Raw genomic sequence first — 15,548 nt, 5'->3', positions numbered from 1 at the left:
TAGGGGGAAGACAATGAAGTTGAATTTTCTAGGAACAGGTGCAGGTGTTCCTTCAAAAGAGAGAAATGTTTCTTCAATCGTGTTAGATTTACTTCAAGAACAAGGGAATAACTGGATGTTTGACTGTGGTGAATCAACACAACATCAAATATTAAGCACAAATATTAGACCTAGAAAGATTGAAAAAATCTTCATCACCCATTTACATGGTGACCACATCTATGGATTACCCGGTTTTTTAAGTAGTCGATCATTTCAAAACGGTGAAACTAACTTAACCATTTATGGTCCTAAGGGGATTAAAGAGTTTGTTGAAACTAGCTTGAATGTAAGTGGTACAAGACTTACCTATCAATTAATATTTATCGAACTGTTTGAAGGGCTCATTATTGATAACAATCACTTCAGAGTTTTTGCAAAGAAGTTAGAACATGGAGTAGAAAGTTTCGGGTTCCGAATTGAAGAAAAAAGTAAACCTGGACAATTACAGTCAAACAAATTAAAAGAAGTCGGAATACAGCCTGGACCAATTTATCAGCAAATTAAAGAAAATGAACAAGTACAGTTAGAAAATGGACAAGTTATTTATCGAAAAGACTTTATTGGAAAAGAAAAACCTGGAAGAATTGTTTGCATAATGGGGGATACACGGTATATTCCAGATTTACAAGCGTTTGTGAAAGAAGCAGATGTTCTTATTCATGAAGCTACTTTCGAACGCAATCAGGAGAAACTTGCTCATGACTATTTTCATTCTACTACAGAGCAAGCTGCCAAACTCGCAAGAAACTCTAATGTAAACAGGTTAATTTTAACTCACATTTCTTCGCGATATCAGAAGGAAAGTTCTCAACTTCTATTGGATGAAGCACAGAAAGTCTTTCCCGACACAACAATTGCTTATGACTTTTATGAAACAGAGATACCAGCAAAATAAAAACCTTTCTAAAACATAAAGGGGAGTTTGTTTTAGTATATTATGATTTAGCTTTTATACGGTCTCAAAAGAAAATATACTCACACTTCGTAGAATAATAGAACCAAGATATACATGAAGTCTTTATTCAATAAAAATAAACACCCACAGCTGAAATATCTCTATTACTGTGGGTGGTTTATTTTTTATAATCATCCAAGAAGTCTTTTTGAAAACTAGTTCTTGGTTGATTGTCTTCTTCCGTATGTTTAATTGTTGTAAATGGATTTTTACCGTACTTTTCCGTTAATTTATCGATTGCTTGATACAGTCCTTCTTTACTTGCTTCCTTCTCATAAGTAAATAAATCTAATTGATGCGCTACTTCCTTTTTCTCGGCAATATCTTGTATAGTAACACCTAATAAACGGACAGGATCCCCATTCCAATGTTGTTCAAATAATTCATAACTAACTGTGAAAATGTCATCTTCTTCCTCTATGAAGTCGGGTAATTTTATACTTCTCGTAATCGTTTTTCGATCGAAAAACCGTATCATAATTTGCACATTCCGACCAACAGATTGTTTTCTTTTTAGTCTTCTTGTTACATTTCTAGATAATTGTCTAAATAATTTACGAATTTCATTTTCATCTGTTGTGTCTTGTGGTAACGTTTCTGAGCTTCCAATACTTTTAAAATCATGAATAGCATCTGGGTCAACTGGGTTAGGATCAATACCATTTGCCCTATTTTGCAGACGCTCACCATTGATACCTAATAATCGTTTCAAATAATAACTGTCTGCTTCTACTAAATCTTTAATTGTAAATATTTGTACGTTATTGAGCTTTTCTGCTGTTTTTGCACCAATTCCATACATCTCACCAACAGGAAGTGGCCAAAGCTTATTCTGTAAGTCTCTTTTTCTTAAGACAGTTATTCCCATCGGCTTTTTCATATCAGACGCCATCTTAGCTAAAAATTTATTAGGTGCAATTCCGATACTACTAGGCAAATCTAATTCATTTGCTATCCGTTTTTGAATAGTTTCAGCGATTTGCAGAGGAGAGCCTTGTTCTTCACAGTCAGTTATATCCATATAGCCTTCATCAATAGAAACCGGCTGAACAAATGGCGTTACTTCTGATAGAATTTTAAACATTTCTTTAGAGGCTGTTCGGTAACGCTCAAAATTCGGACGCATCACGATTAGCTCAGGACAAAGACGCCTTGCTTCCCACAAGGGCATTGTTGTTTTTACACCTTTTGCTCTAGCCTCATAACTACTTGTCACAATGATTCCGCGTCTTTCTTCTGGATTACCTGCAATAGCTAAAGCTTTCCCCTTCAATTCAGGGTTGTAAGCAGCTTCTACAGAGGCGTAAAAACTATTCATATCAACATGTAAAATAACACGACCTTTTTTTGGATACCATTTCGACATATACATCTTCCCTCACAGAACATTCGTTCTAGAACCATTATATCATAGCATTTCAACTTTTAATAAATCAATTACTACTGAAAACAAGCCAATCTACTAAAAGATTGACTTGTTAACTTTGCTTATTTTGAAGCTTCTTTTACTATTGCAATAATTAATTCAGATACTTTTACAAGCTCTCCAACTGGCATTCGCTCATTTGTTGTATGGATATCTTCATAACCAACTGCTAAATTAACAGTGGGGATCCCATGTCCAGCAATGACGTTAGCATCACTACCACCACCACTTTGCAATAATTCACTTTCTCTTCCTATTGCCTTTGCTGCACTCCTAGCAATTTCCACTACGTGATCTCCAGCTTCCCTTTTATATCCTGGATACATGATTTTAACTTCGATGTCAGCAGTTCCACCCATTTGCGTGGCAGTTTCTTCAAATGCCGTTTTCATTTTTTCTACTTGTGCTTCCATCTTTTCTGGGATTAAAGAACGCGCTTCTGCCAAAATTTCAACATGATCACATACAATATTCGTTTTTGAGCCACCCTCAAAACGACCTATGTTTGCAGTTGTTTCTTCATCAATTCTTCCCAATGGCATTTTTGCTATTGATTTTGCAGCTATTGTAATCGCTGAAACGCCTTTCTCAGGTGCGACACCAGCATGTGCGGTTTTCCCTTTGATTATTGCATTAACTTTAGCTTGGGTAGGTGCTGCTACAATAATATTTCCAACTTTCCCATCGCTATCAACGGCATAGCCGTACTTTGCCTTCACTAAACTCATATCAAGTTCTTTTGCTCCTACAAGACCAGACTCTTCACCAGCAGTTATTATAAACTGGATATCACCATGTTCTAAGTTATCTTCTTTAAGTACACGAATCGCTTCCAGCATTGCAGCAAGTCCTGCTTTGTCATCGGCTCCTAAGATTGTCGTTCCATCCGTAACGATATAGCCATCTTTAATTGACGGTTTTATATTTTTTCCCGGGACAACTGTATCCATGTGAGAAGTAAAATAAATAGAATCAACATTCTTATTAGTTCCTTTAAGTGTACAGACGAGATTACCAGCACCATGCCCTGTATTCACTTTACTATCATCTTCTATCACGTCAAGACCTAAATCTCCGAATTTCTTCTTCAGCACTTCAGCGATTTTAGCTTCATCTTTCGTTTCTGAATCGATTTTAACAAGTTCCATAAATTCATTTACTAGTCTATCTTCATTTACCATAACTACTAGTACCTCCTGTGTATGTTACAACGAATAATTATAACGTTAGCGAATCGGTTTAATAATGTCAATTTTTTAAGGAGTATTTTCTCTTGAACACTAACTGTTCAATTGAGTTTACAATTTCTTCTATCGAAATATTAGAATCATTAAATACTTTTGTAATACCTCTTTTTTCTAGAAATGCAATGTCGCTATCAGGAATTAATCCTCCTCCAATAATAAGAATATGTCTACCTTCTAATTTAGAAAGTTCGGATGCGACTTTCGGAAAGAGGCTTCTATGAGCACCAGATAGTGATGAGAGACCAATAATATCAACATTATATTTCATTGCCTGCGCTGCAATCTGTTCCGGAGATTGTCTTAAACCTGAATACACAGTGTACATACCTTTCTCTCTTAGTGCTTTTGCAAGAATAATAGCACCTCGATTGTGACCATCTAATCCGACTTTTCCAATTAAGACACGGATCTGCTCATGTTTTTTCATTTGCCGAGTATGACCCAAACACTTCTCTGAATACATGGCATATTTCACCTACCGTACAATATGATTTAACTGCTGCCAGAACGAATGGAACAAGATTCTCATCTGTTGTGATAGCGTTACGTAAATCGGATAAACACCTGGTAACCTTTAATTCATTTCTTCTTTTTTTAACTTCATTCACGGAATTAATCTGACTATGATCAGAAGAAAATAACCTTGGGGTGTGTAACTCTCTTTTGGTATCCGTATCAAATTTATTTACACCTACAATTGTTTTTTCTTTATTTTCTACTTGTTTATAAGTTTCATAAGCAACGTTTTGAATTTCATTATGGAAGTAACCCGTTTCAATTGCATTAATTGTTCCGCCGATTCTTTGAATTTCATTTATATATTCATAAACCTGTTTTTCTATTTCATTAGTGAGATATTCAACATAATAGGAACCACCGAGTGGGTCCACACTACTTCCAACACCAGACTCAAAAGCAATAATTTGTTGTGTTCGTAAAGCAGTCTTTGCTGCATCTTCATTCGGCAAAGACGAAGCTTCATCTTTTGCATTTGTATGAAGGCTTTGTGTCCCACCTAACACAGCTGATAAGGCTTGTAAGGTAACTCGGATAATATTATTATCTGGGTCTTGTTTGGTTAGTGTTGAGCCTGCTGTTTGAGTGTGGAAACGTAATTGCCAACATTTTGGTTCTTTTGCCTGGTATTGTTTTTTCATTATAGTTGCCCATATTCTACGCGCAGCTCTAAACTTGGCAATCTCTTCAAAAAAATCATTACTAGCACTAAAAAAGAAAGAAAGTCTAGATGCAAACTCATCTACTTTTATCCCTCTACGCAGTGCTTCGTCAATATATGTCATTGCATTTGCAAAAGTAAATGCTAATTCTTGGATAGCATTTGAGCCAGATTCACGAATATGATAACCAGAAATACTAATGGAGTTGAATTTCGGTGTATGTTTATGCGAATATTCAAGTAGATCAGTAGTTAAACGTATAGAGGGCTTTGGTGGGAAAATATAAGTACCGCGTGCAATATATTCTTTTAAAATATCATTTTGAACTGTTCCAGTTATCTGTTCTGATGACAAGCCCTGTTTTTCTGCAATAGCAATATACATACAATATAAAATAATTGCTGGAGCATTTATTGTCATCGAAGTACTGATGTGGTCCAGCCTTATATCATTAAATAGTTTTTCCATATCATGAAGCGTATCGATTGCAACACCTACTTTCCCAACTTCTCCTTCTGCTAATGGATGATCCGAATCATAACCTAGCTGTGTTGGAAGATCAAATGCAACAGATAATGCGTTTTGACCTTCCTTTAATAAATACCGAAACCTCTCATTTGTTTCATAAGCAGAACCGAATCCAGCGTATTGTCTAATTGTCCATAACTTCTGACGATACATGGTTGGATGAATTCCTCTTGTATAAGGATATTTCCCTGGATAGCCTATTTTATCTAAGAAATAATTATCTTGATTAATTGGATTATAATATTTTTCAATTGGAATCGAAGAATCCGTATAGAAGGATAGTTTTTTTTGTTTTTCAAATGGAATCGAGATATGAAACAAATCTTTCTGATTTTTATTTTTTTCCACAACATAATCCTCCTTCTTCTTTTCTCTATTCTATTCACTCTAACCATATATTAGTATTTTTTTATCTGACTTGTCCAAATCATAAATTCCATGTAAAATACAAATAGCAAAGGGTTTAAGGAGGCTTTAAAATGTCAACAAATACAAATGCACCAAGAAAAAAATCAAAACGTGAAAAAAGAATTAAGGTTATTATTTATATTATGATTATTGCTATGGTCCTTTCAACATTCACAGCCGGACTTGCAGCATTTATTAACTAAGAAAAACAGACTGTATACTCACAAATAGTGAACATACAGTCTGTTTTTACATTGCATTCCATTTTTTAGCTATCGATTCAAAGTCATCTTTCGATTCCGTAATAAAAATTTTTGTTCCAATCGGTACTGTTGAAAACAAAACTTCTACTTCCTCATTTTTCATTCGAATACAACCTGCTGAAACATTTTTCCCAATCGATTCCGGTTGGTTTGTTCCATGAACTCCATACATTCTTCCATCTGTATCTTCAGCATCAAACCCAATCCACCTTGAGCCAAGTGGATTATCCGGTGAGCCACCTTGAATATTCTTTTTACGATAATAAGGTTCTACAGCCTTTACAACCACTGTATGCATTCCATCAGGTGTAAGTTGATTAGTCGCTCCTGTTGCTACCCGGTATATTTTTTCTATTTTACTATTATTAATATAAGCAATTTGATTTGTTTGTTTATTAACAATGAGAAAAGGAGCATTTGGCGTTGGGTTCTCTCCTAATGGCCATATCGGAGACAAAACCATAAGAATTGCAATAACTAAGTTTGTCATAAGCACTCCTTACTAAAAAGCTTTTTTAATAGCTTAACCATAATGGAGTATTTATATTAGATACTTAAAGCCTAAGCCTCAAGCTTTCTTTTTGGTGTATTATTTTTCTTTAATATTAGGTACTGTTCAATTTCATGAAGTAAACGATATAAATTTGCTCGAGTTTCAAACTCTTTTCTTGTCTTAGGTAGGTCATCTTCTCCAAACTTTTCCTTCAATTCACGAACTGTTTTTAAATGAACAATAGCAGTATTACCAGGATGAATTGCTTCTGCTAGTTCTTCAAAAAGGTCCGCCATATGGTAAGATTGCTCATATAGTTCTGACATTTGACTTACTAAAGGGAGCATACGCCTTAGTATTTCAAATTGTTTTTTACGCATTAGAAAGTACTCATAATAAGGGTGATTTCCTCGCAAAACATGATTTTCTAGATCACGCATGACAAGCCTTTCTGCATCATTGAGTAAATTTTCTGTATCAGTTATCTCTTTACCTGTCCAAGTTTGTCTACCTTCTCTTAAATAGATAGAGATTTCTTCTAAAATGATGCGAAAGTTATCTTCAACCTTCGTTTGCATCTTTTTTAAATTCATCTCCAAACTAGGCATATATAGATTTAATAATAACGCTATTCCTATTCCTATCGTAATTAGTAATAGCTCATTAATTATTAAGTCCAAATTAATGTTTTCAGAGCTATATAAGTGTAGTAAAATAACTGAACTAGTTACAATACCAGGCGTTAAATTTAATTTAATCGTCATTGGAATAAATAACAAAAGTAAAATACAAATTGCAATGGGATGAAAACCAATAATTTCAAATATAATATAAGAAAACAAAATAGCTAATAAACACGCACCGAATCGATGCCATGAACTAAGAAAAGACCTTTTTCGTGTTGGTTGAATACACAGTAGAGTTATAATGCCAGCAGAAACATAGTTTTCAAGTTGTAACAGTTCAGCAATCCATATTGCAAGAGGCGTGCCCAATGCTGTTTTTATTGTGCGGTAACCTATTTTCACGATAGATCCTCCCTCTTCATATAATATTTCTAATGTACAGCATATAAAATCCCTTGTCACTTTTTAAATGACAAGGGATTTTAAGAATATACCAATTGAATTAATTAAATTTCAGAACAGTTTTCATCAAACACTCTTTGTAATCGATTCACAACATCAACCGGGCCAAATCCTTCAATATCATGACGTTCAACCATTGTTACTATTTTTCCATCTTTAAGTAGCGCAAAAGATGGGGAAGATGGTGGATAGCCTTCAAAATACTGTCTTGCCTTTTCCGTAGCCTCTCGGTCCTGACCAGCAAACACCGTTACCAGATGATCCGGACGCTTATCATAATGGATAGCATTAGCTGCTGCCGGTCGTGCAACACCACCCGCACATCCACATGTAGAGTTAATCATTACTAGTGTAGTACCTTCACGCTGGAATGCTTTGTCAACATCTTCAGGTGTAGTCAATTCGTTATAACCTGCTTCGGTAATTTCCTTTCGAGCACCATTAACTACATCACTCATAAAAAGATTAAAATCCATCTTTTATCAACTCCTATTGTAATGCTAAACATTCTAGCAATATTTATACTAATAGTACCAATTTTTTAAGCTTGTTTCAATTTTATGGATTCAAACAGACAATAATATTTGTATAGCAAACAAGTTATTTCCCTTTAAAATTATGTAAATATTTCCCGGGCAACCGCATAAACTGCGATTTTTCTGCTTTTTCTTATATTAATGACGAAAAATGTCAGAAACATGGATTACTTATAAAGGCCAAAACTAGCTGTATATTTTTGTGCATCAACTTTATTCATGGGTGGTAAACATATTACTGTTAAACTACCCGCTTCAATTTCTGTTTTACCAGCATCTTGAATCGAAACAAAACCTATTTCCTTTAATTCTTCTAGCTTTCTTTGTTCAGCTTTTAATATAATTTTCGTCTGTCCCGTTTCCAGCCAAGTTTTAAAATCAGCTTCTTTATGATAAACAAAAACTGCTTGTGTTGCTGCGTGTGCAACTTGCGCAGCAACTTTTCCCGCTGACATTTCCAAATCATTATTAACAACAAAATATTGTACGATTTCATTCATGATTTTCACCTTCTACTGATATCTAATTTCTATTTCAACGCTATAGGATTCAGGGGGATTTTGCAAGTTTAATTTTATGAATATATAAAACAGTTGGAATCAACCAACTGTTTTCTTTAATCTGCCTGTTCTTTTTGTTGGTTTTTAATTACCTTATCTCTTTCTCCCCCGTCTGACAATTCCTCTGCAAAAGGATGAGATTTTTTGTTCTTATTTCTGTTGTTAATTCTTTTATTGTTAGTCATTTTCGTTCTCATCTCCACTTTGACTCAAATAATTATTTTCGCCTGGTGAATACGAAACATTTCTTAGGTTGAATTCTTCTTGACCTGGATATGTTATCTGGTGTTCAATATCTTTAGTATCTGGATCAACAAACTTTTTCTTATTTGAAAAGTACGATTTATTTTCTGCCATCACCCTTCTCCTTTCTATTAACCCTTGGAACCTGGTCCATGCTTAGGGCGATTATGTTCGCTCCTATTAAAAATGATTTCACTATCTGGAAGGCTTTCTTTTGGTGTTTTATTATTAGTTAACGCTGCATGCTTTTGTCCACTACGTTTTCGCATATCTATTTTCACTCCTTTTTACTTTAACTAACTTTAGTTTGCGATAAAGTAATCGAGTGTAGACAAGGAAATAAATGTTATATCAACCACCTCATATACCAATGCTTCTTTGTTCATAATAAAAATAAGGAGGGGAATATATCTTATGACTAACAAAAAAAGTAACGAAATAAGTGTTTCTGATGCTTTGGATGAGTTAGACACTGTTTTAGAAGAAGAATTTAATGAAGATACGGAAGAAGAAAGGCAGCCATTCGAGCAGGCTGTCCAGGATAATGTAAAAGAAAAAAAGCGGAATCATCCAGACAAATGAACAATTAAGACGCTTAGGTTTATCCTTTTTGACGTTTAAAAGTTAGACAAAATTTAAAGGAGAAATATTATGCAGTATAAAGCACGAGAAGAGCTAATCACTAACCTACAGGAAACTTTCCAATCACTAATGGAGACTTATGATTTAGACGAAATCGGTATGTTTGAAGAAGAAGGGCCAGAAAATCAGTATTTTATTGGGTATACTATTAAAAAAGATGATAAGGCTTATATGATACATCAACAGTTCAATAAAAACGATAGCGATAAATTAGCACTTATAGAGGAAAAATGGGCAATTGAGACAGATGAGCCACAACAGTTAGATAAACATAATTTTATGAGTTTGGATGAAGCCTTTAATAAAATATTACACTAATATAGGAACACAGAACACTTCCAAAAGGGGGGTATTCTGTGTTCCATTAAATCATCTGAAACGTTAATCTATTCATTTTTTCTTCAATTCTAAATGCACTTGTTCATCAAGAAATTTAGTAACTTGATATGTATGAATTTTAAATCCTGTAGGTAATATAGGCTCTTCATTTTCGAGATGAAATTCTATTTCAGTTGGGTAAAATCTAATCTTATCTTTTCCCCCAATATCGTTCAAAGTTTCTTGATTTTGAACTTCTCCCCTTTCATTTACATATACACCAGCTGTTTCGTAATAAGAACGTGAAATTCCTGACTGAAAATATAATTCGATATCCAATTGCTCAAAAATTCGATTGTCATTATAATTAATCTCAAATAACAATTTTTTTTCTTCTTCTGACTTATTTACTACTAGTTTTGTTCCTAAAAACTCATATGTTTGAGGGAAAGCTTTATGTGGATCAATACTAAATTCTTGATCGACAGGTATTTGTTCTTGAATAATAGCCAAATTTAAATTGAATGAATCCTGAATATTATAGTACATAGTTTTAAACGCTGTGTATTGTGAATGCCATTCACGACCAATATTCGATTCGTTAGGATAAGCACTTGAATTTTCTAATTCATATGTTTGCTTTTCTGTCTTCAACGCGTTAAAGAGAAAAACATTATCACGATGGTCTTCATTAACCATATGATTATACATTAGAAAGGTTACTGTTGGAGCTATTATTAATGTATCAAATGTTATAGGGTGCCCTTCCATTACCGTATCAAAACCAATTTCTTTTTTTATTATTTCTTGTTTTTCAATCGGAACTGTAAAGGACCAATTGCCTTGAACACTTTTTTGACCCGTCTTTTCTGTTCCCAATTCACCTGTTTTAGATTTAACAATTTCTATAAGCTCTTTTATTTCTAAATCAATTTCTGCTTTATCTTCTTTTAATGGTTCCATGGCAATTTTTCCTCTTAACTTATTTGCTCCAATTGCAGAAACATCAGTTAAACTTCTGTCTGGCTGAACATAACCTAACGACTTATCTCCCATAGAAATAGATGGGGAGGTGCCAATCGTAAACAGTCGGTTTTCTTCTAAATCTTCTATCTCAAAAAATATGTATGTTTGAAAAGCATCAGCTAACACATTGGTGATTGTTAATTTTACACCGTTATTTTCTGATACTATATTTAGGTTATTTCCAATTCCAAACTTCTCTATCTCAACGATACTTTGCTCATCACTACTGCTTTGGTTATTCCACCAATCAAGAATTTTGTTTACTCCATCAGTTGTATAGGTAACTTATTAACAAAAAAAGTATTGCTACAATAATAATTCGAGCAACCGTTGACAAACCCTTGATAAACGAAGTCATAGATACTAGTAAGTTAGGACTCATATATTTTTTATATGCCTTTTTGCACTTAGCACATTGACTAAAATGTTTCTCAACATAAAGCATATTTTCGTAAGACTCTGTCTTATTATAATAACTATTAAAATTTCTTCTGCATTTTGAACAATTCATCTGTACACCCGCTTATATACATAGTTAATTAACCATACTTATAAGTAATTTCTATACAAAGAACCAAAAACCTTCCCTATATTAACGTTAGTGTGTTCACAATCAAATAGTGCTAATTTCTTTAAAAATGGTTCTAATAGGATATAAAGAGGATAAACCATAAAAAAATACTGATTACGTAATCAGTATTTTTTTATTCTTAAGCTCACTAGATTGCTAGCGGTAATTCTATTAAAAAGGTTGTTCCTTTTTCACTAGTATTTATTAATTTTATTTTACCGTTATGGTTTTCTATAATCCGCTTGACAATGTTTAACCCTAAACCTGTTCCACTCTCTTTTGAACTTAAAAATGGCTCAAACAACTGAGATTGAATAGTTTCAGAGATACCTGGACCATTATCTTTTATATACAATTGATACTTATCATTCTCAACCTGTGAATAAATCGTAATTTTAACATCCTTCTCTACAGCTTCCATACTATTACGAATTAAATTTAGTAGTACTTGTTTCATCTGTTTTAAATCAACTAAAATGGGGATATCATCGATATCGACATTGAATTCAATATCCGAAGAATTAGAAATTAATGGTAATATATCATCAACAGCTTCTTTTATCATTCCTTTTTCGATAATAGGTTCGCTAGGCTTTGCCATTAACAACATATCCTCCACAATATGATTCAACCGGTCAACTTCTTTTATTAATAGGGGAATATGATATTGACTTTTGTTTTCTTCAGACATGGATGTATTCATTAATGATATAAATCCATGAATAACGGCCAATGGATTGCGTATTTCATGTGCAGATGCTGCAGCCATTTCACCGAGAAGTGCAAGTTTTTCAGATTGATGCATTCTTTTTGTTAGTGCTTCAAAATCAGTAATATCAACAAAGTAGAATACTCTACCTGTAACATTATGACTTCGATCAATGATTTCAGTTTGAGAAACCATCATCTGATAAAGAGTTTTCTCTTTGACATAGTTAATTTTTTTATTATGACAGTTTTCTCTACTCAGAAGCACCTGCCAAAACGCTTGATTATCTCCTTGGTATTCCCTATTGATCAACTTATTAAATTTATTTTCATCCATTTGCAAAAAATCTATTGCTGTACTATTTAATTCAAAATGAGAAGTGCATTTTTCAACGGTAATAATGCCAATCGGTAGTGAATCAAATATTTGTTCCGTCTTTACCTTTTCTGTGATAATTGTTTGAAAAGAATCTTTTAAGCTCAATGACATTTGATTGATAGATTGTGTTAGTTGTGCTAACTCCACCTGTTTGGACTGTTCCAGTGTTAATCCATAATTGCCATTTGCAATTCTGTTTACATTTTCTATCATATTGGCAACCGGTTTTGTTAAGTTAGCACTAATTCGAATGGAATAAACAATAGATAAAATAATAGATCCCAATAATAATAAAATTAACAACCACAAGGACTTTTCAATAATGGAAGGAAACGCACCAGTGTTTCCTTCCAGTAACTCCATTTCCTTTTCTTTCTTAACGATTATCTCTTGTCTTATGCTATTTAATTGCGGTAAAAAATTTTCATTTATATAAGATTTCGCCGCATTAAGGTCATTATATGCAAGTAATCCATTCACATTATTTATAATCATAAAATCAAGGAAATCAATATCCAAGGAAATATCTTCTAATGACTCTGGGACGGGTCCATGTTTGTCTCTCCATTGCTTATTACTTTCCAATTCATTTAATTCATAGGTGCTAATAAAATCAACTTCAAAATCATTTTCCATATAGTTTTTAACCATATACTCCTTAATATCCAGTTCCTTTTCCCAATAGGACAACCAACCAATATTAGGAATATTTTCATTGTTAATTTTGCTAGTCACATCACTGACATCACTAATTGAATGCACAAGAACAAGAGCAAAACTACTAAATAAAAAGGTAATTAGTAGGAGGATTGTTAGTATTCGATTTCGAAATGATACCTTTTCTAAACTAAACTTCATTTCAATTCTCCTAACTGCTTAACTTTATTAAAAAGTATTGTTTTCTTCTCTCAATCTATCAATTTCAGAATGAATAAAGTCAGTTTCTTCTTCCGTTACCATCGGACCAAAAGGTGACATATGATAGACTCCATCGTTCTCGTTCAAGATAGTTTTGCCTGATGGGATACCAGTTTCACTAAAATAATCAGATAAAATTGCAATATATGCTTGAGGTACATCGTTTATTATACTTGTGAGTACAACATCCTTCCCCATATAGGATTGGTCCTCAAGGTAACCAATTACATAAATACTTTTTTCTTTAGCCATATTAATGACATCCTGGTTATAAGCATTACCTTTTGAGTATATTACGTCAACACCATCATTAATCATTTCTTCCATGATTTGAACAGCTTTTTTTCCATTATTCCTGCTTTTCACCACATCATAATAAAATGTAGCATCAGGGTTATAGTGCTCGATACCTTTTTCAAACCCTGGATTTTTTTCTCTGGCCTCATACGCATCAATTAGCCCAATTTTATTTGTTTTTGTTTTAATCGCCGCAATAATTGCTGCGAAATACTCTATTTCATTTTGATCAAATGTATAGACAGATTGATTTTCATATGTAGCGTCACCATGTATTGTAATAAACTGGACATTCTGATGACTTGGTGCTATTTCCGTAAAAACTTCGGAAAACTCCCGTCCGTGTCCAATAACTATGTTGGGATTCTCTTCTAATGTATCGCTCAAAGCTTCTTGCATCAAATTTTCCGTAGTTAACTCACTGACCATTTCTACATTCACTGGGAACTGTTCTTCCATTCTAAGCTTTCCTTTATAAGCTAGCCCGCCCCAACTTTGATCATTGATAACATCAGATGTCATAACAACAATGTTTGTATTTTCTTCATCAGCACCTAATTCTAAGGCATTCATAATTTCTTTCGATTTTAAGATAATTACAACTGTAATTATTGTAACAACAACCGTTGCAATACATAATATTATTCTTAGTTGTTTTGATTGTTGCATTTGCGATTCCCCTCTCAACATTCCTTACACATTCGATTATACCGGATTATATTACTTTTAGGTACATAAAAAGTCATTTTTCTACTAAATTCGACATTTGTAGAAAAATGACTTATTTTTTTATTTTTCTTATTAGATTCTAAAGTTCAAACTCCCATTCATCTTTAAGAGTTAAATATAATATTAACAATGAATTTTCTAATTGGTGGCTATTAAATTTACTATAGTCAATTCCTAGCTTAGGAAACAAGATTCCTGCTACTTTCCTAGTCATTTGATTTCTTTCTGCTACTGGTAGTTGCATTAATCGGTTACTATATGTTTTTAATAGTTTCCAATCTTTCATATCAAACGATTTTAATGAGGATTCGTTAATGATAAGATTATTTTTACTCAAGTTTCTTTTTTCTATTTCTTTTTCAATAGCGGTTACTTTGCTCTTTTTCTTAATGGACCGTTCATGAACGACAATTGTTCCAGCTACCAAATCCCCTAATCTTTTATGTTTAGAGTGAAAAAAAATCATAACAATACCTACAAAATATGCTACTGGAAGTGAATCAATTAACCTTATCAAATTACGGATGAAACTAGATAGTAAAGTAATGCTATGTCCATTTTCTTGGATAACTCTTATTCCTAATAATCTCTTTCCAACAGTCCTACCACCAAAGAAATACTCCAGAATAAAAAAATACCCACCTCTAGTAACAAATATTAGTATTATCGTAATTGCAAGTGGTAAACTCACACCAGTTACATAAGCAATCGGTGCATCAACCACAAAAATAAATGTAAGTACTATTAAAATATTTGTAATTAACAATAAAAGCTGATCAATAATAAATGCTGCTGATCTACTTCCTAGTCCTGCTGATTGAAATTGTAAGGATACATATTCAGGCGTTTTTATGTTGACTTGTTCTTGATTAATGGTAAACACCACTTTCATAGTAAATTTTTCCATAAAGGTTTCTATTTTATGACTTACTTATTATAATATAAAGAGTATTATTAAAAATTTTACGGACTTCGGTCTATGTATTAACTCTA

At 33.1% G+C, this 15,548-nt stretch carries 19 protein-coding genes; 4 read left to right on the top strand and 15 right to left on the bottom strand.

What is annotated here, in order from left to right; translation table 11 throughout:
• Positions 1–13: 13 nt before the first annotated feature.
• A complete protein-coding gene (rnz, locus tag QQS35_RS09695) occupies positions 14–937 on the top strand; it encodes a ribonuclease Z (RefSeq protein WP_285931855.1) in 924 nt (307 codons plus the stop codon).
• A gap of 178 nt (positions 938–1,115) precedes the next feature.
• Here rnz and QQS35_RS09690 read toward each other — a convergent pair whose 3' ends face one another.
• The 4 genes from QQS35_RS09690 to QQS35_RS09675 all read right to left on the bottom strand — a co-directional run bounded on the left by QQS35_RS09690 (position 1,116) and on the right by QQS35_RS09675 (position 5,724).
• Positions 1,116–2,363 carry a DNA polymerase IV gene (locus tag QQS35_RS09690; RefSeq protein WP_285931854.1) on the bottom strand — a complete coding sequence of 416 codons (1,248 nt, stop codon included), beginning with the start codon at positions 2,361–2,363 and terminating at the stop codon, positions 1,116–1,118.
• A 122-nt stretch (positions 2,364–2,485) separates the two neighbouring features.
• Positions 2,486–3,604 (bottom strand): M20/M25/M40 family metallo-hydrolase, encoded by a 1,119-nt coding sequence (locus QQS35_RS09685; protein WP_285931853.1) that lies wholly within the window; start codon positions 3,602–3,604, stop codon positions 2,486–2,488.
• A 67-nt stretch (positions 3,605–3,671) separates the two neighbouring features.
• Positions 3,672–4,097, bottom strand: a complete 426-nt coding sequence (locus QQS35_RS09680; protein ID WP_285931851.1) for a cobalamin-dependent protein — start codon at positions 4,095–4,097, stop codon at positions 3,672–3,674.
• Positions 4,084–5,724: an acyl-CoA mutase large subunit family protein gene (locus QQS35_RS09675; RefSeq protein WP_285931850.1), complete on the bottom strand. Its 1,641-nt coding sequence runs from the start codon at positions 5,722–5,724 to the stop codon at positions 4,084–4,086. The genes QQS35_RS09680 and QQS35_RS09675 overlap by 14 nt, the downstream gene beginning before the upstream one ends.
• Positions 5,725–5,855: 131 nt before the next feature.
• Between QQS35_RS09675 and prli42 the strand changes: the two genes are divergently transcribed.
• On the top strand, positions 5,856–5,987 hold the full coding sequence (prli42, locus tag QQS35_RS09670) for a stressosome-associated protein Prli42 (RefSeq protein ID WP_285931848.1): 132 nt from the start codon (positions 5,856–5,858) through the stop codon (positions 5,985–5,987).
• 46 nt (positions 5,988–6,033) lie between these two features.
• Here the strand turns inward: prli42 and QQS35_RS09665 are convergent, their stop codons facing one another.
• From QQS35_RS09665 to QQS35_RS09635, 7 genes are all read right to left on the bottom strand, one after another.
• Positions 6,034–6,537, bottom strand: coding sequence for a L,D-transpeptidase (locus QQS35_RS09665; protein WP_285931846.1), 504 nt, complete (start codon positions 6,535–6,537; stop codon positions 6,034–6,036).
• 71 nt (positions 6,538–6,608) lie between these two features.
• On the bottom strand, positions 6,609–7,571 hold the full coding sequence (locus QQS35_RS23005; protein WP_285932050.1) for an aromatic acid exporter family protein: 963 nt from the start codon (positions 7,569–7,571) through the stop codon (positions 6,609–6,611).
• Positions 7,572–7,672: 101 nt separating this feature from the next.
• Positions 7,673–8,104, bottom strand: a complete 432-nt coding sequence (locus QQS35_RS09655) for a BrxA/BrxB family bacilliredoxin (protein ID WP_285931845.1) — start codon at positions 8,102–8,104, stop codon at positions 7,673–7,675.
• A gap of 227 nt (positions 8,105–8,331) precedes the next feature.
• Positions 8,332–8,664 (bottom strand): aminoacyl-tRNA hydrolase, encoded by a 333-nt coding sequence (locus tag QQS35_RS09650; RefSeq protein WP_285931843.1) that lies wholly within the window; start codon positions 8,662–8,664, stop codon positions 8,332–8,334.
• A 116-nt stretch (positions 8,665–8,780) separates the two neighbouring features.
• Positions 8,781–8,909 (bottom strand): hypothetical protein, encoded by a 129-nt coding sequence (locus QQS35_RS09645; RefSeq protein ID WP_285931842.1) that lies wholly within the window; start codon positions 8,907–8,909, stop codon positions 8,781–8,783.
• Positions 8,902–9,081 carry a hypothetical protein gene (locus tag QQS35_RS09640; protein WP_285931841.1) on the bottom strand — a complete coding sequence of 60 codons (180 nt, stop codon included), beginning with the start codon at positions 9,079–9,081 and terminating at the stop codon, positions 8,902–8,904. The genes QQS35_RS09645 and QQS35_RS09640 overlap by 8 nt, the downstream gene beginning before the upstream one ends.
• 17 nt (positions 9,082–9,098) lie before the next feature.
• Entirely contained in the window at positions 9,099–9,236 is a 138-nt protein-coding gene (locus tag QQS35_RS09635) for a hypothetical protein (protein ID WP_285932058.1), read from the bottom strand.
• 145 nt (positions 9,237–9,381) lie between these two features.
• Here QQS35_RS09635 and QQS35_RS09630 point away from each other — a divergent pair, with 145 nt between their 5' ends.
• Together QQS35_RS09630 and QQS35_RS09625 are read left to right on the top strand one after the other, a co-directional pair.
• Positions 9,382–9,549 (top strand): hypothetical protein, encoded by a 168-nt coding sequence (locus QQS35_RS09630; RefSeq protein ID WP_285931839.1) that lies wholly within the window; start codon positions 9,382–9,384, stop codon positions 9,547–9,549.
• 69 nt (positions 9,550–9,618) lie between these two features.
• Positions 9,619–9,927 carry a DUF5634 family protein gene (locus QQS35_RS09625; protein WP_285931838.1) on the top strand — a complete coding sequence of 103 codons (309 nt, stop codon included), beginning with the start codon at positions 9,619–9,621 and terminating at the stop codon, positions 9,925–9,927.
• A 72-nt stretch (positions 9,928–9,999) separates the two neighbouring features.
• On the opposite strand, the gene QQS35_RS09620 is transcribed toward QQS35_RS09625, so the two are convergent.
• The 4 genes from QQS35_RS09620 to QQS35_RS09605 form a co-directional block, all read right to left on the bottom strand.
• A complete protein-coding gene (locus QQS35_RS09620; RefSeq protein ID WP_407933957.1) occupies positions 10,000–11,208 on the bottom strand; it encodes a DUF4179 domain-containing protein in 1,209 nt (402 codons plus the stop codon).
• Between the two features lie 464 nt (positions 11,209–11,672).
• The gene (locus QQS35_RS09615; RefSeq protein ID WP_285931836.1) at positions 11,673–13,469 is read right to left on the bottom strand and encodes a sensor histidine kinase; all 1,797 of its coding nucleotides are present in this window, start codon (positions 13,467–13,469) and stop codon (positions 11,673–11,675) included.
• Positions 13,470–13,496: 27 nt separating this feature from the next.
• Positions 13,497–14,495: a BMP family ABC transporter substrate-binding protein gene (locus QQS35_RS09610; protein ID WP_285931835.1), complete on the bottom strand. Its 999-nt coding sequence runs from the start codon at positions 14,493–14,495 to the stop codon at positions 13,497–13,499.
• 139 nt (positions 14,496–14,634) lie between these two features.
• A complete protein-coding gene (locus tag QQS35_RS09605) occupies positions 14,635–15,462 on the bottom strand; it encodes an RDD family protein (RefSeq protein WP_331490721.1) in 828 nt (275 codons plus the stop codon).
• Positions 15,463–15,548 lie beyond the last annotated feature (86 nt).

This window comes from Aquibacillus rhizosphaerae, from assembly GCF_030282825.1.
Lineage (GTDB): Bacteria > Bacillota > Bacilli > Bacillales > Amphibacillaceae > Aquibacillus_C > Aquibacillus_C rhizosphaerae.
Note: the sequence above shows the minus strand (reverse complement) of the source record. Positions and strands in the feature narration are given on the sequence as shown.